Origin of the sequence: Nesterenkonia ebinurensis (genome assembly GCF_008711175.1) — a bacterium.
Lineage (GTDB): Bacteria > Actinomycetota > Actinomycetes > Actinomycetales > Micrococcaceae > Nesterenkonia > Nesterenkonia ebinurensis.
On record NZ_VWNF01000032.1, the window covers coordinates 267,260 to 285,963 of the forward strand.

Consider the following 18,704-nt stretch of genomic DNA (forward strand, 5'->3'; position numbering starts at 1 on the left):
CTACGACCGGTAGAAAAGCTGCGTGGGATCAGCCGCCGATACCGGGGATGGAGTCGAACATGTTCTGTTCGTATTCGTCGTAGCAGGCCTGGGTGGAACGCTCGGTGACCGCGCTGCGCAGGCACTGGTCAAACTGTACGCTGGCCTCCCAGAATACGGCTTGGAAGCTGGCGGAGAAGAGAAAGAACCCGAAGCAGACGATGAAGATCACTGAGGCTACGGTGGTGCTCATCACCAGCTTCTTGCGGATCGCATGCACCAGCAGCACCACCGCACCCGCCAGGCCGGCCAAGGAAGCGGCGATGGTCACCAGGCGCCAGGGCAGGGGCATCTGCAGACCCGCATAGCCGATGATCAGTGCCAGGATCAGCCATCCGATGAACCGGGAGTAGAACCGCCGGGTCTCATCATCGAACTTGGGACGGTCCTTGCGATCCTTTGCGGTCTTGTCCGGGCGCGGCACCGGCGGGGTGGTGGGCTGGCCCGGGGGCGGAGTGGCACTCATGACGCCTACCAGCTTATAGGCTGATGCTTATGCGATTAGTGGTGCTGGTCTCCGGTTCGGGGACGAATCTTCAGGCGATCATCAATGCTGAGGCCGCCGGAGAGCTGGCCGGCGACGGCTGGAGCGTAGAGATCGCAGCGGTGGGCTCCAACGTACCGGACTGCGGCGGGATCCAGCGGGCACAGAAGGTGGGGATCCTGACCTTTGCGGTGCCGCTGGAACGCGGTGCGACGCCGAACCGGCGGGCCGCCTGGAACCTGCAGCTGGCTGCGGCGGCCCGCACGCATCGCCCTGACCTGCTGCTGATCTCTGGGTTCAACCGGATCCTCTCAGCGGAGTTCCTCACCGCGGTCGGTGTCCCGGTGATCAACCATCACCCCTCGCTGCTGCCCAGCTTCCCGGGAAATCATGGAGTGCGCGATGCTCTGGCCCACGGGGTCAAGGTCACCGGCTGCACGGTGCACCAGGTGGATCCGGGGGTGGATACCGGCCCGATCCTGGCCCAGGCGGCAGTGGAGGTCAGAGCCGACGACGACGTCAGCTCACTTCACGAGCGCATCAAGGTTCAGGAGCGCCGACTGCTGGTGGAGACGCTGGCTGGCATCGGCGCCGGGACCGTGGCACTCAGCGGGTAGGCGGCTGGGCGCCGGGGTGGCCGCCGCCGTAGTAGGCCGAGCGCCGGACTTCCTTCTCCCACCGGCGGTGCCGGATGTATTCCGATGAGGCTGGCAGCCACATCATCACCACAGCCGCTGCGCTGCAGGCGATGGTAGCGGCGATGATCCCGTAGCTGGCCCCGTTGTGGCCCAGCAGCAGGAACGCCGGGCTGAGCCCGCACCAGATAGTGGCGATGATCCGCCCGGGGTTTCCGGCCATGGACCCCACGAAGGCCAGGGTGATGTAGACCGCGAACAGGAATGCTGCCCAGCCCAGAGCGAAGAGTCCGATGCCGAACAGCAGGGTCTCCTCCAACTGCTGGGAGGTGAGATCTTGCAGCTCCGGGTCCTCGGCGGCCTGACGCTCCAGCTCGTCCTGGAAGGTCTCTGCAAAAGCGCCCCCGCCGAAAGCCTCATTGACGGTCTGCATGGGCAGGGTGGCCAATACATAGATGCCCCAGGTCAGTGAGGTCACTGCGGCACCCAGCAGCAGGATGAGCGCTGCCCAGAGCGTGCCCGGCCGCTTGGGCCGCTCCGGCAGGGCCTGGTGGCCCTGGGGGGGCGAACCGTCGACGGAGTCAGCCTCAGAGCGTTGCCCGTGACCTTCCTTCGGTGGTTCACCATAGGGGTTCGACGAGGCCGCGGTGCCGCCCGGCTGCCCCCAGGTGGGCTCTCCATAGGGGTTGTAGGGAGCACCGGAGTCTGAGGCGCCAGGATTCTCATCGGCTGTCTGCTCAGACTTAGGGGCGTAGGCGCCGTAGCGCGGCTGTGGGCGCTCCTGCTGGTTTTCAGGTGAGGAGGCGCCGTCGTACGGGGAAGAACTCATGACACCAACTGTACTGCGCTGTGTGGAGTCACCGCGTGCTGAATATCCGTCGTTCTGAAAACTTGTGCAGAAACTGCAAGACTTGTGCCCATGGCTGATACAGCGACAGCGACAGTTCATCTGGTCCGGCACGGCGAGGTCCACAACCCGCACAAGGTGCTCTACGGGCGGCTGGCCGGCTACGGGCTCTCCGAGCTGGGCCGGAAAATGGCCCAGGGCATCGCCGACTACTTCGGCGACCGGGCTGAGGCCGGCCGACCGGTGCATATACTGGCCGCTTCCCCGCTGCAGCGGGCTCAGGAGACCATCGCCCCGCTGGCCGAGCGGCTGGGCCTGCCGGTGATCACCGAAGACCGGGTGCTGGAGGCTGAAAACGCCTTTGAGGGGCTCTCCAACGTCAAACGGCATCTGCGTACCCCGAAGTACTGGCCACTGCTGGTCAATCCGTTCCGGCCCTCCTGGGGGGAACCGTATAAGCAGCAGGTGGAGCGCGTGCTGCAGGCGGTCAAAGACCTCTCCGACCAGGCACTGGCCGAATACGGCGCAGGTGCCGAGGTGGTGATCGTCTCCCACCAGCTGCCCATCTGGGTCACCCGGCTCTGGGCCGAGCAGCGCCCACTCTGGCATGATCCCCGGCAACGCGAATGCACCCTGACCTCGGTGACCTCGCTGCACATCGGGTCCGCCGGGGTGGAGTCGGTCAGCTACATCGAGCCGAATAAGGAGCTGAGCAAACAGGCGCTCGCCCTGCCTGGGGCATAGGCAGGGGTGCGCTCACTGTTGGGCGGCGGAGAAGGACTCTTCCTCGGCGTCGTCGTCCTCCTGAGTGCGACGACGTGGAGTTGCCTGCTTTGCCGCGGCGGTGAGTGAGTAGCCAAGCACGGTGCCCAGTGCCACCCAGCCGCCCAGCAGCATGGCGGTGATGCCGGCATGTGGGCCGATATCGTTCATTGCGCCCACACCGAGCGAGATATGGGAGAGCCACAGCGGGCCGATCATCAGGGCGGCAGCTACTGTCCCGGTGAGCACACCGAGCGTCACGGTGGAGACGGTTACTGAGACTGGCCTGAGCTTGAGCTTCAGCTGGCACCAGTCGTCAAAGTGGTTCTCGCCTTCGCGCATCAGCCACCAGCCAGCGATCACCCCGGCCAGTACCGGCAGCGCTAGAGCCAGCAGTGAGTACTCGTAGACCTGGTCCGGCAGAGCGGCGAGCACCGGCACAGCAGGGACCGCGACCAGCTCGGTCTCCAACGGAGAGACTGGGGAGCCAGTGCCCATGCTGAAGCCGGCACCGGTGGAATAGGCCAGAGCCCACAGCAGCAGGTTCGGGGCCAGGCCAAGGTGCAATAGAGTCAGACCGGCCCCACCGGTGATCCCGGCATCAAGCTCCTGGTAGGAGTTGGCCACATCCATCCAGCGCCAGCCGAGCCATCCGACCATCAGCACTGCTGAGAGTCCCACTGCGGCCACAGCCGCCACAGCCCCGCCGCGCAGCACAGCCCACAAGTAGGCGAAGGCCCACTTCAGCCGTTCGGAGAGTCCCTCGACCGCTGCCTCCAGGTCCACTCCGATCATCCGGGTGGCGCTGCGGGCCTCGGCATAGCATCCGGCCAAAGAGCCAATACCCACCAACAGACCGGGTGCCACTCCGGCCCACACTAGGGTCCCGGGGTCCCCGATCCCGTAGCGGGCCACACCGACTCCGGCCGCGGCGTATCCGAGAGTGAAGGCCAGCAGGCCCTGCCAGAGTTGGGTGGGGTAGGCGCCTTGAGCCAGCCGCCGCCCAGCCCGCCAGGCCAGCAGGAACGGCACCAGGGTGAAGCCCAGAGGCACTAGGTGGAACCAGTTTGAGTCGCCGTTCTCAGCAAAATTCAGCGGGGCGGCATGCACCACCAGCCACACCTGAGAGGCGAACTCAGCTGAAGACTGCGGGTCGAAGTCCCGCCAGTTCCGGGCAAGGGAAGAACCCAGAACCGGCACCGCCACCAGCAGCGCTGTGGCCAGTACTGCTTGCACCGCCTCGAACAGGCCGAAAAGCCACAGCGGTGGGGTGGGAAGTCTGCGCATCGGTTCCATGGTGCCATCCACATGGCTCTCGGCCAGGCAACGGCACAGAAGATATGGGACTCAGGTGCTGAGAGTGAGAGCCGAAACTGACTATTACCGTAATGCCTCACGGTCAAGTCCCCGGGAAATGATTACTTTCCATGTGGGAAAACCACAGATAGACTTTCCGTCATGGAAACTCATGGAACTCAGGCGCAGGAGTCCCTGGAAGCAGTGGCCAAGATGCGAGAGCACAATCAACGCCGACTTATCCGCCCGCGGCGCTACTGGGTGATGCTCAGCGGAATGATGGCACTCCTCAGTCTGCTTCCCTATATGGATGAGTGGCCCTTCTACCTCAGTGCTGCAGTGATCATCGCCGTAGCACTTGTGCTGGTCCTGGCTGCGTCCTGGAAGCAACCGAGCGCCTCCCGTAAGACACGGTTCAACTTCCGGGCCATCCCAGTGTTTCTAGTGCTGGTGCTGGGCATCGCGGTCTTGGTGATGGGCAGCCGCTACGCCTATACAGGCCTGGACTGGTGGTGGGCGCCGGCTCTCAGCGCGGTGCTGATCTTCGGGTTCGTGAACTGGGCCGGCCCCGTGATGGACAGAGCGTGGGTGCGCGGAGCATCATCAGTATGAACTCCGAGCAGCCACCTCTTCCGCCGCTGAATCCCGTGATCCATCCTGTGTCCCGGCTGCGCATCTGCGCACTTCTGGATCCGGTCACCGAGGAAGGGTTCGGTGAGCTCCGCGATCTGCTGGAGGTCTCAGACTCCGCATTGAGCAAACAGCTGGCGGCTTTGGCTGAGGCCGGGTATCTCGAACAGCGCCGGACCAAGCGCGGGGGCAGGAGCCGGGTGAGGGTGCGCCTGACGGATCAGGGCCGCCGAGCATACCGGACACATGTCACAGCACTCCAGGCATTGACCGCACTTGCTCCTGAGGCCCGAACCACAACACCGCACTGAGCACCCCTGTTGCGTGTCTGGGTGACACCGGGCACTGTGCGTGGCTGCTCACGCACCGCTGCGAGAAAGCAGATGAGCCTGCGCTGCCTGGTCCCGGCGGCTGGGAAACCCGCTCGGCTCTGGGCCGTGTGCGGTGGCCGCGGCCTTCGCGTCTAAAGACATAGAGGAGGGACGACGAGGCAGGGGGGGAGAGCCCTTCTCCGCCGCAGCCCAGTTGTGAGCGGAGCACCTCACCCAGGCTTTGCTCCAGCTCCAGCTCCAGCTCCAGCTCCAGCTCCGACCATCACATCCATAAACGTTCAGAAAGTGTTTACCCGACACGCACCTATTCGTGGGGGTCCGGATACTTGAATCGCCCACTGTAAGGGGCGTGAGGGTTGTAGTAGTTGCTGAGTCTTTCCTGCCGCATGTGAACGGAGTGACTAACTCCGTTCTGCAGGTGCTGTCCCATCTCCGCCGGCGCGGGGACCAGGTGACAGTCATCGCTCCCTCCGACTCTTTTCTCGACTCAAACCCCCTGGCTGAGCAGCTGCCCGACCAGCCCGAGCTGTGCAGCGGCTTCCCGGTGATCCGGGTGCCCTCGCTGCCGCTTCCCGATTACCCCAAAGTGCGAGTGGCCGCCGGGTTCGTGATGCGAATCCGGCACCTCTTTGAGCAGCTGCAGCCCGATGCGGTACACGTGGCCAGCCCCTTCGTACTGGGCTGGCGTGCCATCCAGGCCGCCGAGGCCCTGGGCCTGCCCACCGTCTCCATCTACCAGACCGAGGTCCCCACCTACGCGGCCCGCTATAGGCTGCCCTGGGCCGAGGAGCTGCTGTGGAACCACGTGCAGCGGATGCACAACACCTCTACCCTGACCCTGGTGCCCAGCTCCTTCTGCAAGACCCAGCTGCGCGAGCGCGGCATCCAGCGGCTGAAGACCTGGCGGCGCGGCGTGGACCTGGAGCGGTTCACCCCGGCGAAGCGCTCCGGGGAGCTGCGCGCGACGATCGCGCCCAATGGTGAGAAGCTGATCGGTTTTGTGGGCCGGCTGGCCGCTGAGAAGCAGATCGAGGACCTGGCCGTACTGGACTCAATGCCCGGCACCCAGCTGGTGATCATCGGCACCGGACCGGAGGAGAAGCCGCTGCGGAAGAAGCTGCCTAACGCGTACTTCGCCGGATTCCAGTCCGGGGAGGACCTGGGGACCCATGTGGCAAGCCTGGATGTGTTCGTCCACCCCGGTGAGGCCGAGACCTTCTGTCAGACCATCCAGGAGGCTTTTGCCGCTGCGGTGCCGGTAGTGGCGGTGGCCCGCGGCGGGCCTCTGGACCTGGTAGACCCGGGCCGCACTGGGTGGCTCTACTCTCCCGGCGACCTGGAGGGGATGCGTGCGGCAGTAGAGCATTTGATCACCGACGACGCCGCCCGAGCGGACTTCTCCACCCAAGCTCACCAGGAAGTCCAAGGCCGCACCTGGGAGGCGATCTGCAACCAGCTGATCGGCCACTACGCCCGAGCCATTGATGTCAACGCGCGGCTGCAGTCCCGCCGCGCCAAGCAGTTCATCTCCTCCGGCTGGTTAGGGACCCTGCTCCCCCCGTAGAAAGCCGCCACCGGGCCGCCGTACCCTCGAGTGCATGATTTGTGCAGTTGTTTCGGCTGATTCTGCCCCAAAACGTTGCTCAAATCATGCACTCAGCGGAAGCGGGTGGGCCGCGGAAGGTGGGACAAGCTCAGAGCAGGTCATACTCGGTGAGGGTCTGGGAGATGTCCTTCCCGTCGGGCCCGTAGATCCATGGAATCCGGTACTGACCCACCTCCTGGATGCCGGGAGGGTGCTCCCCCGTCTCGGTGACTTTCAGCAGTTCCTCGCCGTCGGGCTGCTCGGCACGACCACCGGCCAGCACCGCCTCCGAGTAGGTCAGCTCCCGGATGATCACGGCTTTGACTGAATCCGGGTGCTTTCGGGCAAAGTCGGCATAGATGCTGGGATCGTGCTGGCCGTCGTCGCCGATTAGGATCCATTTGATCTGCGGGAATTCCTCGGCCAGCCGGGCCAGCTGCTCCACCTTATGGCGCTGCCCGGAGCGGAACCAGCGGTCCTCGGTGGGCCCCCAGTCGGTCAGCAGCAGCGGGCCGAAGGGATAGAGGTTCCGGGTCAGGAACCGGGTCAGCGTCTGTGCCACATTCCAGGCTCCGGTGGACACGTAGATCACCGGAGAGCCGGGTGAGGCCTGGAGCAGTCGCTCCATCATCACTGCCATCCCGGGGGTGGGGGTGCGGGCGTGCTCATCGAGTACAAAAGAGTTCCACGCCGCCAGGAAGGGGCGCGGCAGCTTGGTGACCACCACGGTGTCGTCAATATCGCAGACGATCCCGTCAGTCACCTCGTCGCTGATGATCTGCACTTCGGCGGCGGTGGGCTCCGCACCCGGGGCCTCCAGGATAATCTCCTGCCATCCGGGCTCCAGCTCAGCTCCGGCGGGCAGTTCGATGACCGCATCGACAATGCCCCCGCGGTCGGCAGCGATATTGAACTGGTGGCCTGCCACCTGCGCGGTGACCTCGGCGAAGGGCACCGGAGCGGAGACGAAGTTGCGCCAGCCGCGCACCCCGTCAGCAATCACTTTGGCCACCCTCCGGCCGCCTTCGAACTGAGAGTCCGGGGCCATCACAATCCGGGAGAAGAGCCGCACCCAGCGTGGCGAGCCGTAACCGGCCAGGGAGAGCACGGTGACGTCCTGACCGCGTTTGCGCGCCAGGTTCAGCCGCAGCTGGTGCCAGCGATCCTCGATCTTCATGGCACGGTTGCGCGCGCGGTTGGAATAGTGCGTCCGCAGGGCGGCGAGATCTTGGGAGACCTCAGTGGACTGAGGCTGCTGGGTGCTCATCACTGCCCATCCTAATGAAGATGCCACGGGGCAGAAGACGACGACGCCGCGGCGTCGTGATCTGTGCTCACACCGTGGTGCGCAGCGGGACTTCCTTGATGAGCAGATTGCAGAGCACAGCGATGGTGGTGATGACCGCGGCGATCAGGAACAGGGTGCCGGTGGCCTCGGCGTAGATCGGGTTGGTGCCGTTGGTTGGTGTGACAGAGGCGGTGCCCACGGCGACGGCCATCACCGAACCGAGGATGGCAGTGCCGGCGGCCCCGCCGAGGATGCGGCAGAAGGCGATGAGACTTGATGCCTGGCCGACCCGGGTCACCGGCACAGTGTTTTGCACCACCAGCATCAGGTTCTGCATCTGGGCGCCGAAGCCCAGGCCGGTGACCGCCAGGGCGGCGATGATCAGCCAGACCGGGGTGTCCGGACCGAGGATGAAGGCCAGGGTGAACATCGAGGCGCTCATCACTAGCGAACCGGAGACAATATAGACTTTCCAGTAGCCGTATCGGGTGATCAGCCGCCCGGTGGTCAGCGCACCGAGCATATTGCCCAGCACCATGGGTACCAACATCAGCCCCGCCTCAGTGGGTGAGAATCCACGGCCGATCTGGAAATACTGGGCCAGGAACAGCATGCAGGAGAACAGTGCCGGAGCGATGGCCGCCGATGAGATCGCAGCCAGTACGGTGGTCCGGTCGCGCAGCATGCCCAGCTGCACGATGGGATTGGCCATCCGACGCTCCACCAGCACGAATACGGTGATAGTCACCGCCGCACCGGTAAACAGCAGCACCGAAGGCCAGGAGACCCAGGCAAAGAACTCAGGTGTCCCGGCGAAGGAGAGCCAGATCAACAGAGCGCTGCAGCCGGTGACCAGCAGCAGCAGTCCGGGGATGTCGATCTTGCCGGGGGAGGCTATCTGGGGGACGCGAAGCTTCCAGTGCACCACCACCAGGGCCAGCAGACACAGCGGGATGCCCACCCAGAAGCACCAGCGCCAGCCGAGGGTGTCCACGGTGAGTCCGCCGATCAGTGGCCCGGCGGCGGTGGCCACGGCCAGCACCGCCCCGATGTAGCCGGCGTACTTGCCGCGTTCGCGGGGCGCGACGATGGAGGCCATAATCGCCATGGCCAGGGAAATCAGCCCACCCATGCCGATGCCCTGGACCACCCGGGCAGCGATGAGGAAGTCCATAGTAGGGGCAAACCCCGCGGCCACGGAGGAGAGCAGGAAGATGCCGTTGGCCAGCTGGAAGAGCGTCTTCTTGGAGTACATGTCGGCGAGCTTGCCCCAGACCAGGGTGGAGGAAGCATTGGCCAGCAGCAGGCCGGTGAGCACCCATGCGTACTGGATCTGGGTGCCGCCGAGCTCGGAGACGATCACCGGCAGGGCAGTGATCACGATGTTCATCGAGAGCATCGCGGCGAAGAAGACCACCAGGATTCCGGTGATGGCCCAAGCCAGCTCCGCGCCGGTGGCTGAGGCCACCCGAGGGGACTCAGGCTGCGCAGTAGCTGCCGGAGCCGGGTTCAGGGAGGGCTCCGGCTCCGCGCTGGTGTCCTGAGAGCCCGAGGATTTTAGTTGCATTTGCGAACTAGTTTACGCCTCGGTCAGTAGAACCTCAACCTAAGCTCAGCCCACGGTGGCGCCCAGCAGGGAACCGAGTGCATAGGTGATGACTGCTGCGCCCAGGCCGATGGCCAGCTGGCGTAGTGCACGCTTCAGTGGTGAGGCGCCGGAGAGCAGGCCGACCACCGCGCCGGTACCCAGCAGCGCAATGCCCACCAGAGCTGTGGAGACTCCCACAGCCAGCCAGCCTGCCGCCCCGAACAGATAGGGCAGGATGGGGATGAGGGCGCCCACCGCAAAGAAACAGAAGCTGGAGCCGGCGGCAGTCCAGGCCGAGCCCACCACCTCGTGATCGTCCCAGGGGTCCTCAATAGCCTGGTCTGCACCGGCGTGCGAGCGGGAGGGATTGCAGTCGCACTCGAACACGCCCAGCCGCTCTAAGGCCCGGTGCTCGGCATCTTCTTCGCTCAGCCCGCGGGCCCGGTAGACCAGCACCAGCTCATTGTGGTCGAAGTCCAGATCCGGGGCTGCTTGGAGTGTGGCTTGGGTGGGCCGGGTGGCATCCAGCAGCTCCCGCTGGCTGCGCACTGAGATGAACTCCCCGGCCGCCATGGACAGGGCCCCTGCCAGCAGCCCGGCGATCCCGGTCATCAGCACCACGGTGGCCCCCACCCCGGTGCCACCCATGCCCATGATCAGAGCAAAGTTGGAGACCAGCCCGTCATTAGCTCCGAAAACTGCGGCGCGGAACCCGCCGGAGAGCTTCTCCCGGCCTCGGGCTGCCAGGGCGCGGACCACCTCCTCATGGATCTCCTCATCAGCGGCCATCCCGCGGGTGGCGTCCAGGTCCTCGTCATAGGGGGATTCGCCCTCTGCCCGCTGAGCTAGGGCAAGCACAAAGACTGAGCCGAAGACTCGGGCCATCCAACCCAGCAGCACCCGGTGCACCGACGGGGCAGGCAGCTTCTCAGCATGCGGGCCCAGCAGCTGGCGCCAATGCTCCTGGTGACGCTTCTCCGCCTCCGCCAGGCCCAGCAGGATCTGTCGCTCCTCCCCTGATTTCTTCCGGGCCAGCTGCTCGTAGAGCTTCGCCTCAGCAATCTCATCGGCCAGGTACTTCCGCCAGCGCCGGATCTGCTTGGCCGAGGGTTCACGGGCAGGCGCTGGGGAGGTGCTCACTCTTCCTATAGTGCCCTGTCGAGTGGGCCGGCGTCGTCGTACTCTCTGGTGTGACGAATCTTCAGCACGCCTAAGCGTTTGGGCTCTCCTCAGGTGTGCAGAGCGAACTGAGTGAAGATCCGCTGGGCAGTGGGGGCGACGACGCCGGGGCCAAGTCCCACATAACCGGTGGTCAGGTGCAGATCTTCCGTTTCGGTGCCGTCCCAACTGCGCTCCCCTCGAGAGCCCAGGGGGAGGAACCGTCCACCAGCGCGGCGCAGGATCAGCTGCCCGGCGGCGATGTCCCAAGGATTGGTACGCCGGTTAGCCGCGATATCGGCCCACCCCGCTGCCGCATAGCACAGTTCCAGAGCCCCGGAGACGATGCGCCGGACGGTGGCATAGGTAGTGACGAGTTGGCCGAAGGCGCGCAAGGCAGCATCACCGTGCGCAGCCACCGCACTCTCGCCGGGGAAATCGGTGAGCAGGTTCAGCTGGGGCTCGGCAACCCCTATCTTGGGGGTGGGTCTCAGTACAGACTCCGGGGCAGTGCTGGTCTGCAGGTAGGCGGCGGCGTCATCTGCGGAGAAGGTCAGTTCGTTGATCGGGTCATAGACCACCCCGGCGATGACCACATCATCGACCGCGGCACCCACCGAGATGGTGAACAGGTCGAAACCGTGGGCGAAGTTGGAGGTGCCGTCGATGGGGTCGATGATCCACTCCACCCGGCCGCTGCCCTGCTGGCCGCCCTCCTCCCCGGTGATCCGGGAGTCCGGAACCTCGGCGGTGAGCAACTCGATCAGGGTCTCCTCAGTCCGGCTATCCCAGATGGTGACCAGATCCGTGTTGGAGGTCTTCTCCTGGACCTCCATCTGGGAGCGGAAGGCGCCCTTCAGCGGCATCCCAGCGGCGTGGGCGGCGGTGAGGGCAACCTTCCGCAGTTCGGCGGGGGTCGGCAGTTCGGCGGCATCGGGCAGGGCTGGGTCTTCAGGAGAGTGACTCATGCCCTCTACCCTATTGCTGGAACGGTTGAGTACTCAGTGCAGCCAGGGAGCCTTGGCGGTGAGCTTCTGCCAAGGCCCGGCCAGGGAGAGCTTCTGGTGGGCGAGCACCAGTGGGAAGACCAGCACGATGACCGCCTGGATCAGGTTGTAGTTGACCACTGGGTTGGTGGCGATCGGGAAGGCTGCTGCCCACATCAGTATCAGCATCGCCATTGCTGCCAGAGAGGATATCCGCACTGCGATGCCGGCGATGAGCCCGATTCCCACCCCGAGCAGTCCCAGCATAAAGAGCACTTCGACAATCTTCAGGTCAGCAAGAGGCTCGAAGACGCCGTCCAGGGCGCGTTCGGCACTCAGGTAGCCGTAGGTGGGTGAAACGCCGTGAATCCATCCCTGACCGGCGGGAGTGTTGAAGGTCAGCCCGAAAGTCTTGTCCAGGAAAGCCCACAGGAACTCGAATCCGATGAGGATTCTCACCACTGCCAGCACATACCAGACCGCGCTGCGGGATCGGACAGTATCTGGGGTACGAACTGGTGCATCAGCCATAGCGGCTCTCCTGACCCCGGGGGCCTGCGACGTGAGAGGCGACGGTCAACGGCGGCCCCCGAATGTGGCTCCATCGCCGTCACGCTTAGTCTAGCAAGTTTTTCTACAAGTCGTAGAAAAAGTCAGTACAATGGGCATTACCAGGGGCAATGAGGTCCTTGATATGAGGTGGAGAGGATGATTTTCATGATGTTTGACCACCCGAATAATAACCCGATACTGGTGCTCACCGAGGACCAGTGCTGGAAGCTGCTAGAAGGAACCCAGCACGGAAGGCTGGTCGGCTCCGTAGGGGGCCGGATCGACATCTTTCCGGTGAATATCGTGGCCCAGGATCACAGCATCGTGTTCCGCACCGCTCCGGGCACCAAGCTTGCCCAGGTGGCAGTGAATGAAAATGTGCTGATCGAGGCCGACGGGATTCTCTCGGATCAGGCATGGTCAGTGGTGGTGCGTGGCACTGCGAAGCTGCTGGAGACTGCTGCGGAGATCGCCGAGGCTGAGACCCGGGGCCTGCAGCCCTGGGTTCCCGGCCCCAAGGAGCAGTTCGTACAAGTCACCCCTGCTGAGATCAGTGGCCGGCACTTCGCCTTCGGGCCTTACCGGGACCGCGAGCTCGGCGAGGGCTCAGAGGCTGGCGGCGACTGAACCGGGCCATGTACAGTGAAGCGCCGCCGTCCGATGAGGACGACGGCGCTTCCTCACATCAGGTCATGTGAGCTAAGCCGCTGGGGCTTATTTCCTGAAGACGCCCCTGATCTTGTCCACTAGACCACCGGACTTCTCCTTGGCAGTCTCAGCAGCATCGGCCACAGCCTCCTTGGCGGACTCCACCGGGGCTGGCTTCTCGCCTGCGGTGTAGATCTCGCGCAGCAGCTTGGCGGTCTCCGACGGTGTCTTGCCGACCTTCACGCCTGCGGCCTCCAGAGCCTCCTTCTTAGCCTCAGCCGTGCCGGAGGATCCGGAGACGATGGCGCCGGCGTGGCCCATAGTCTTGCCCTCTGGTGCGGTGAATCCGGCCACATAGCCGACCACCGGCTTGGTGACGTGCTCCTTGATGTATGCTGCGGCACGCTCCTCGGCGTCACCGCCGATCTCGCCGATCATCACGATCGCCTCGGTCTCCGGGTCAGCCTCGAAGGCCTCCAGGGCGTCGATGTGAGTAGTGCCGATCACCGGGTCACCGCCGATGCCGATGGAGGTGGAGAACCCGATGTCGCGCAGCTCGTACATCATCTGGTAGGTCAGAGTGCCGGACTTGGAGACCAGGCCGATCGGCCCCTTGCCGCTGATATTGGCCGGGGTGATACCGGCCAGGGCCTCACCGGGGGTGATGATTCCGGGACAGTTGGGACCGATGATCCGGGTGGTCGGCTGGCCGTTGGCCCCGGTCTTGGTCAGTGAGAGGTTGAAGAACTCGGCGGAGTCCTGCACCGGGATGCCTTCGGTGATGACCACCAGCAGGCCGATGCCCGCTTCGATGGCCTCCACGGCAGCGTCCTTGGCGAACTTGGGCGGCACGAAGACCACTGAGACATCTGCCCCGGTCTTCTCCATGGCCTCGGAGACTGAGCCGAAGACCGGCAGTTCGACATCGTTGCCGTCGAGATCCTTATGGGCCACGGTGGTGCCGGCCTTGCGGGCGTTGACCCCGCCCACAATGTTGGTGCCGGCCTTGAGCATCAGTGCGGTGTGCTTGGTTCCCTCGCCGCCGGTGATGCCTTGGACGATGACCTTGGAGTCCTTGTTCAGATAAATAGACATATGAAAGCCTCAGTCCTTACTTGTTAGCCAGCTCGGCGGCCTTATCGGCGCCGGAGTCCATCGTGTCAGCGGTGGTGACCAGCGGATGGTTGGCCTCTTCCAGGATCCGGCGGCCCTCCTCCACGTTGTTGCCGTCCAGGCGGACCACCAACGGCTTGGTCGCAGTGTCACCCAAGATCTCCAGAGCCTTGACGATGCCGTTGGCCACGGCGTCGCAGCTGGTGATGCCGCCGAAGACGTTGACGAACACGGACTTGACCTGGTCATCGCCTAAGATCACGTCCAAGCCGTTGGCCATGATCTCTGCGGAGGCACCGCCTCCGATGTCCAAGAAGTTGGCCGGCTTGACCCCATCGTGGTCCTCGCCTGCGTAAGCCACCACGTCCAGGGTGGACATGACCAGTCCGGCGCCATTGCCGATGATGCCCACCTGACCGTCGAGCTTGACGTAGTTGAGGTCGTTCTCCTTGGCCTTGGCCTCCAGCGGGTCCTCGGCGGACTCGTCCACCAGCTCAGCGTGGCCGGGCTGGCGGAAGTCTGCGTTCTCGTCCACGGTGACCTTGCCGTCCAGGGCGATGACCTCACCGCTGCCGGTCAGCACCAGCGGGTTGACCTCCACCAGGGTGGCGTCCTCCTTCGCGAAGGCGTCCCAGAGCTTCTGGAAGACCTCAGTCAGGGCCGGGACCTCCTCGGGGCTGAATCCGGCCTGGGTGGCAATCTCTGCCGCAGCGGCGTCGTCGATCCCGGTGTTGGGGTCGAAATTGAACTTGACCAGCTTCTCCGGGGAGTCCACGGCCAGCTGCTCGATCTCCACGCCGCCCTCTTTGGAGCACATGGCCAGGTAATTGCGGTTGGCCCGGTCCAACAGGATGGAGAAGTAGTACTCCTCGGCGATGTCTGCGCCCTGGGCGATCATCACCCGGTGCACGGTGTGCCCCTTGATGTCCATGCCCAGGATGGCGGAGGCGTGCTCATAGGCCTCATCAGGGGTTTTGGCAAGCTTGACGCCGCCGGCTTTGCCGCGGCCGCCGACCTTCACCTGAGCTTTGACGACCACAGTGCCGCCAATCTGCTCCGCTGCTGCCTTGGCTTCTTCGGGGGTGGTGGCCACGATTCCGGCGAGCACGGGTACTCCGTGTGCCTCGAACAGATCGCGCGCCTGGTATTCATACAGGTCCACGGGTGGTGTCCTTCTGCGTCGAAGTCAACTTCTTTTGCGGTCAAAGTTCAGCTGAGGGCACGGCGAAGCGGCCTAGCTGACCTTCTCAACTGGAGCATATCGCAGGAGAAGTCGCTTCTCGGACCCGGCGAAACTGACCTTGGCCACGGTTTTGTCCCCTGCACCCTCTACTGCCAGCACCTCGCCGCGGCCGAATTTGGCGTGTTGCACCTGGTCACCGGGATTCAGTGCCGGGATCTCCCGGTCGGGGTTGACCTTGGTGCGCGCCGCGGGCTTCCCAGGCGGTGTAAATGTTACGCCGGAGGGGGCGCGAGAGCCTGCGGTCAGCCCAGGTTCGGAGCCCCAGTCCGATCCCGAAGCCCCGAATCTGCGGCTGTCGTAGCGCGGCGCGGCGGGGGAGGAGAACGACGACGCCGTCCCGCTCAGCTCCACCAGCTCCTCGGGGATGTCTGCCAGAAACTGGCTGGGCGGGTTGTACTGGGTCTGCCCCCAAAGGCTGCGGGACTCCGCCCGGGTGAGGTAGAGCCGCTGCTCGGCGCGGGTCAGCCCCACATAGGCCAGACGGCGCTCCTCAGCCAGCTGCTGCGCATCGCTCATGGAGCGCTGGTGGGGGAAGACTCCGTGCTCCATGCCTGTGAGGAACACCACGGGAAATTCCAGTCCCTTGGCGGTGTGCAGGGTCATCAGGGTGACCTGCCCCTGCTCGGCGGCCAGCCGCTGGGACTCATCGTCGCCGGCGTCGGGGATGGCATCGGCATCAGCGATCAGGCTGACCTGCTCCAGGAAGTCGGCCAAGCTAGGGGCTTCCTGCTTGGCCTCATACTCCTTGAGCACGGCCACCAGTTCGCCGAGGTTATCGGCACGGGATTCATCCTGTAGGTCCTTGGAGTCCCGCAGGGCGGCCATCATGCCCGATTGCTCCAGCGCCGCTTCCAGCACTATTGAGGGGTTCTCTGAGGTGGCCAGGGAGGCGACGTCGTCCATCATCCGTACGAAAGAGTCAATACACTTCACTGCCCGGGAGCCCAGTCCGGTCTCCTCAGCTCGTCGGAGAGCCTCGAAGAAGGTGGTACGGTCCCGGGCTGCCAGCTGGGCGATCGTGGACTCGGCCTTATCCCCGATGCCCCGCTTGGGCTCGTTGAGGATACGGCGGAGGTTGACGTCATCATCGGGATTGTTGATCACGTGCAGGTAGGCCAGGGCGTCTTTGATCTCTTTGCGGTCGTAGAACCTGGTACCGCCGATGACCCGGTAGGGAATGCCTCGGTTGATCAGCCGCTCCTCCAGGGAGCGGGACTGAGCGTTGGTGCGGTAGAAGACTGCGATATCGGCGGGCCGGATGCCGTGTTCGTCGCTGAGCCGGTCGATGGTGCGGGCGATCCATTCGGCCTCGTCGGATTCCGAGTGCGCGGTGTGTACGGTGACCTTGGGACCGTCACCGTTGTCGGTCCAGAGCTCTTTCTTCTGCCGTGCCTCGTTTTGGCTGATCACCGCGTTGGCAGCCGAGAGGATGTTCTGGGTGGAGCGGTAGTTCTGCTCCAGCTTGATGATGGTGGCCTCGGGGTAGTCGCGTTCGAACTCGGTGATATTGCGGATATCGGCGCCGCGGAAGGAGTAGATGGACTGATCGGAATCCCCAACAACCGTGAGCGCCGCAGTCGGGGTTTCAACCTGCGCCTCGGGCCCGGTCAGCAGCCGGATCAGTCGGTACTGGGCATGGTTGGTGTCCTGATATTCGTCCACCAGCACATGACGGAACCGGCGGCGGTAGTTGTCCAGGATGGCGGGGAATGCCTCAAGCATATAGACGGTCTCGGTGAGCAGGTCGTCAAAGTCGTAGGCGTTGGCCGCTCGCAGCCGGGCGGTGTATTCGCGGAACACTGTGGCCACGGCCTCGCTGAAGGGCTCGTTGGGAGCTTTGGCGGTGAACTCCTCGGCGTCGACCAGCTCGTTCTTCTGCGCGGAGATCTTATTGCGGATAGCCCGGGGGTTGAACCGTTTGGGGTCAAGCTGGTGCTCTTTGGCGATCTGAGTGACCAGGCGCAGGGAGTCGGCAGAGTCGTAGATGGTGAAGCTGGACTTCCGGCCGATGGTGGCTGCCTCGGCGCGCAGGATCCGCACGCAGGAGGAGTGGAAGGTGGAAATCCACATCCGCTCAGCGGTCGGCCCGATCAGCGCGGCGATGCGCTCTTTCATCTCCCGGGCGGCCTTATTGGTGAAGGTGATGGCCAGGATCTCGTGCGGACGGGCCTGTCCGGTGGTGATCAGGTGGGCGATCCGCTGGGTGAGCACGCGGGTCTTGCCGGAGCCGGCCCCGGCTACGATCAGCAGCGGGGACCCGGTGTGCAGTACGGCTTTCTGCTGCTGAGGGTTCAGCCCCCCTGCGGGGTCAGTGGAGTTCACAACAGCAGACGACGACGCCCCACTCCCCTCCAGCACCGCAGCTGCCGTATCTGCCGGGGGCACCTGGGCTGCCTGCCGCGTCGTGGTACTGGCCCGTTCTGACGATGGTGTGAAGAGGAATTCCATATCCTCTCCAGTCTACGCGGCGGATAGGAGACCACGATCAGCCGGATTGATCAGAGCCAGTTGAGCTCAGGTCCAATTCGTACAGCTTCGCCTCGCCGTTTATACGGCTTCCGCCGCTTTCCCATCCTCAGTCAGTTGGTGTCCGATCGCCGCCAGACGGTCAGTCACTTCCCGGACCGCTAAGCGGGTGTACCGGTCCGGGCGGCTCAGCGCAACAATGGCGCGTTCGGCGCGAACACCGGTCAGCGGACGCAGCACCACACCTGGACGGGGGCGGGTGGTGAAGCGCGGAAGCAGCGCAATTCCCTGCCCTTCGGCCACAAGCGCCTCCACCAGGCGATTGTCCCGTAACCGGACAGCCCGGTTGATGCTGCGTCCGGTCAGCTGCTCGACGGCTACCGGGATGGAGTCGAAAGGGTACCGCTGCGGGACCCCGAGCCAGGTAAACCGGCTGACGTCTTCGGGGCTCAGACTGGACCGTTCTGCCAATGGGTGCTGCTCGGGCAGGGCAATATCCAAGGGCTCTCGAACCAGCAGAGTGCTCACTAGCTCGGAGGCGCCGGCAGGAACGTCGTCGGTCAAACTGTGGCCGATCACGATATCAGCGTCTAAGGTTTGTGCGGCAAAGTCCTCCTCAGCCAGATCGAAGTCATCGAGGTCCAGCTCGATGGCGGTGCCGGCCAATTCTCGGAACAGCGGCGGAAGCAGCGCCTCGCCCGCACTGGGCAGCGTGCCGATCCTGACCTGCCCGCGTGGGGAACCTGCCGATTCCTCCAATCGGGCCTGCAGCTCGGCAATACGCTGAAGGATATCCTCCGCTCCCTCAGCAAGAAGCTGTCCAGCAGCAGTGAGGCGGATGCCTCGTGAAACCGGTTCCACCAGCTTGACGCCTAACTCTCGCTCGGCAGTGCGCAGCTGTTGTGAGAGCGCAGAGGGAGTGCGGTGCGCGGCAGCGGCCACCGCTACCAGACTGCCTCGTCGGGCAATCTCCCTCAGCAGGTCGAGATGACGCACTTCCATGTAGGAAGCCTACATATAATATTCATAAATATTCAGTAGACCTACTGAGT

The 18,704-nt window shown here is 64.4% G+C and carries 17 protein-coding genes and 1 pseudogene; 6 read left to right on the plus strand and 12 right to left on the minus strand.

Translation table 11 applies throughout. The features are described from left to right. Positions 1-28: 28 nt before the first annotated feature. Positions 29-505: a hypothetical protein gene (locus tag F0311_RS10665; protein WP_150461912.1), complete on the minus strand. Its 477-nt coding sequence runs from the start codon at positions 503-505 to the stop codon at positions 29-31. Positions 506-534: 29 nt separating this feature from the next. On the opposite strand from F0311_RS10665, the gene purN reads away from it, so the two are divergent. Continuing rightward, a complete protein-coding gene (gene purN / locus F0311_RS10670) occupies positions 535-1,140 on the plus strand; it encodes a phosphoribosylglycinamide formyltransferase (RefSeq protein ID WP_150461913.1) in 606 nt (201 codons plus the stop codon). Here purN and F0311_RS10675 read toward each other — a convergent pair. Beyond that, complete coding sequence (locus F0311_RS10675) at positions 1,130-1,987, minus strand: hypothetical protein (RefSeq protein ID WP_150461914.1); 858 nt, start codon at positions 1,985-1,987, stop codon at positions 1,130-1,132. The two genes, purN and F0311_RS10675, sit on opposite strands and share 11 nt — an antisense overlap. 90 nt (positions 1,988-2,077) lie before the next feature. Here F0311_RS10675 and F0311_RS10680 point away from each other — a divergent pair, with 90 nt between their 5' ends. Beyond that, positions 2,078-2,749, plus strand: coding sequence for a histidine phosphatase family protein (locus F0311_RS10680; protein WP_150461915.1), 672 nt, complete (start codon positions 2,078-2,080; stop codon positions 2,747-2,749). A gap of 12 nt (positions 2,750-2,761) precedes the next feature. Here F0311_RS10680 and F0311_RS10685 read toward each other — a convergent pair whose 3' ends face one another. Further along, a complete protein-coding gene (locus tag F0311_RS10685) occupies positions 2,762-4,054 on the minus strand; it encodes a cell division protein PerM (protein WP_150461916.1) in 1,293 nt (430 codons plus the stop codon). A 171-nt stretch (positions 4,055-4,225) separates the two neighbouring features. Between F0311_RS10685 and F0311_RS10690 the strand changes: the two genes are divergently transcribed. From F0311_RS10690 to F0311_RS10700, 3 genes are all read left to right on the plus strand, one after another. Beyond that, positions 4,226-4,675 (plus strand): hypothetical protein, encoded by a 450-nt coding sequence (locus F0311_RS10690; RefSeq protein ID WP_150461917.1) that lies wholly within the window; start codon positions 4,226-4,228, stop codon positions 4,673-4,675. Beyond that, positions 4,672-5,004, plus strand: coding sequence for a transcriptional regulator (locus F0311_RS10695; RefSeq protein ID WP_150461918.1), 333 nt, complete (start codon positions 4,672-4,674; stop codon positions 5,002-5,004). Before F0311_RS10690 ends, F0311_RS10695 begins: the two co-directional genes overlap by 4 nt. Positions 5,005-5,422: 418 nt before the next feature. Further along, complete coding sequence (locus F0311_RS10700; protein ID WP_396897434.1) at positions 5,423-6,589, plus strand: glycosyltransferase family 4 protein; 1,167 nt, start codon at positions 5,423-5,425, stop codon at positions 6,587-6,589. 130 nt (positions 6,590-6,719) lie between these two features. Here F0311_RS10700 and F0311_RS10705 read toward each other — a convergent pair whose 3' ends face one another. The 5 genes from F0311_RS10705 to F0311_RS10725 all read right to left on the minus strand — a co-directional run bounded on the left by F0311_RS10705 (position 6,720) and on the right by F0311_RS10725 (position 12,161). After that, a complete protein-coding gene (locus tag F0311_RS10705; RefSeq protein ID WP_150461920.1) occupies positions 6,720-7,877 on the minus strand; it encodes an App1 family protein in 1,158 nt (385 codons plus the stop codon). 67 nt (positions 7,878-7,944) lie between these two features. Then, positions 7,945-9,465, minus strand: coding sequence for an MFS transporter (locus F0311_RS10710; RefSeq protein ID WP_150461921.1), 1,521 nt, complete (start codon positions 9,463-9,465; stop codon positions 7,945-7,947). A gap of 45 nt (positions 9,466-9,510) precedes the next feature. Continuing rightward, positions 9,511-10,626 carry a VIT1/CCC1 transporter family protein gene (locus F0311_RS10715; protein WP_223881269.1) on the minus strand — a complete coding sequence of 372 codons (1,116 nt, stop codon included), beginning with the start codon at positions 10,624-10,626 and terminating at the stop codon, positions 9,511-9,513. An 89-nt stretch (positions 10,627-10,715) separates the two neighbouring features. Then, the gene (locus F0311_RS10720) at positions 10,716-11,612 is read right to left on the minus strand and encodes an inositol monophosphatase family protein (RefSeq protein ID WP_150461922.1); all 897 of its coding nucleotides are present in this window, start codon (positions 11,610-11,612) and stop codon (positions 10,716-10,718) included. 33 nt (positions 11,613-11,645) lie between these two features. Next, positions 11,646-12,161, minus strand: a complete 516-nt coding sequence (locus F0311_RS10725) for a hypothetical protein (RefSeq protein ID WP_150461923.1) — start codon at positions 12,159-12,161, stop codon at positions 11,646-11,648. Between the two features lie 186 nt (positions 12,162-12,347). Between F0311_RS10725 and F0311_RS10730 the strand changes: the two genes are divergently transcribed. Then, a complete protein-coding gene (locus F0311_RS10730; protein WP_150461924.1) occupies positions 12,348-12,809 on the plus strand; it encodes a pyridoxamine 5'-phosphate oxidase family protein in 462 nt (153 codons plus the stop codon). 210 nt (positions 12,810-13,019) lie between these two features. Here F0311_RS10730 and sucD read toward each other — a convergent pair. The 4 genes and pseudogenes from sucD to F0311_RS10750 all read right to left on the minus strand — a co-directional run. Then, positions 13,020-13,925, minus strand: a pseudogene (gene sucD / locus F0311_RS10735) (succinate--CoA ligase subunit alpha); the annotation flags it as partial. A 16-nt stretch (positions 13,926-13,941) separates the two neighbouring features. Continuing rightward, positions 13,942-15,105: an ADP-forming succinate--CoA ligase subunit beta gene (gene sucC, locus F0311_RS10740; RefSeq protein WP_150461925.1), complete on the minus strand. Its 1,164-nt coding sequence runs from the start codon at positions 15,103-15,105 to the stop codon at positions 13,942-13,944. 72 nt (positions 15,106-15,177) lie between these two features. After that, entirely contained in the window at positions 15,178-17,634 is a 2,457-nt protein-coding gene (gene pcrA / locus F0311_RS10745) for a DNA helicase PcrA (RefSeq protein WP_150461926.1), read from the minus strand. Between the two features lie 99 nt (positions 17,635-17,733). Continuing rightward, positions 17,734-18,654, minus strand: a complete 921-nt coding sequence (locus F0311_RS10750; protein ID WP_150461927.1) for a LysR family transcriptional regulator — start codon at positions 18,652-18,654, stop codon at positions 17,734-17,736. Positions 18,655-18,704: the final 50 nt, after the last annotated feature.

What these genes read in the sequence shown, in the direction of transcription:
- F0311_RS10665 (WP_150461912.1), bottom strand. Translation starts at nt 505, where the DNA reads ATGAGTGCCACTCCGCCCCCGGGCCAGCCCACCACCCCGCCGGTGCCG.
- purN (WP_150461913.1), top strand. Translation starts at nt 535, where the DNA reads ATGCGATTAGTGGTGCTGGTCTCCGGTTCGGGGACGAATCTTCAGGCG.
- F0311_RS10675 (WP_150461914.1), bottom strand. Translation starts at nt 1,987, where the DNA reads ATGAGTTCTTCCCCGTACGACGGCGCCTCCTCACCTGAAAACCAGCAG.
- F0311_RS10680 (WP_150461915.1), top strand. Translation starts at nt 2,078, where the DNA reads ATGGCTGATACAGCGACAGCGACAGTTCATCTGGTCCGGCACGGCGAG.
- F0311_RS10685 (WP_150461916.1), bottom strand. Translation starts at nt 4,054, where the DNA reads ATGCGCAGACTTCCCACCCCACCGCTGTGGCTTTTCGGCCTGTTCGAG.
- F0311_RS10690 (WP_150461917.1), top strand. Translation starts at nt 4,226, where the DNA reads ATGGAAACTCATGGAACTCAGGCGCAGGAGTCCCTGGAAGCAGTGGCC.
- F0311_RS10695 (WP_150461918.1), top strand. Translation starts at nt 4,672, where the DNA reads ATGAACTCCGAGCAGCCACCTCTTCCGCCGCTGAATCCCGTGATCCAT.
- F0311_RS10705 (WP_150461920.1), bottom strand. Translation starts at nt 7,877, where the DNA reads ATGAGCACCCAGCAGCCTCAGTCCACTGAGGTCTCCCAAGATCTCGCC.
- F0311_RS10710 (WP_150461921.1), bottom strand. Translation starts at nt 9,465, where the DNA reads ATGCAACTAAAATCCTCGGGCTCTCAGGACACCAGCGCGGAGCCGGAG.
- F0311_RS10720 (WP_150461922.1), bottom strand. Translation starts at nt 11,612, where the DNA reads ATGAGTCACTCTCCTGAAGACCCAGCCCTGCCCGATGCCGCCGAACTG.
- F0311_RS10725 (WP_150461923.1), bottom strand. Translation starts at nt 12,161, where the DNA reads ATGGCTGATGCACCAGTTCGTACCCCAGATACTGTCCGATCCCGCAGC.
- F0311_RS10730 (WP_150461924.1), top strand. Translation starts at nt 12,348, where the DNA reads ATGATGTTTGACCACCCGAATAATAACCCGATACTGGTGCTCACCGAG.
- pcrA (WP_150461926.1), bottom strand. Translation starts at nt 17,634, where the DNA reads ATGGAATTCCTCTTCACACCATCGTCAGAACGGGCCAGTACCACGACG.
- F0311_RS10750 (WP_150461927.1), bottom strand. Translation starts at nt 18,654, where the DNA reads ATGGAAGTGCGTCATCTCGACCTGCTGAGGGAGATTGCCCGACGAGGC.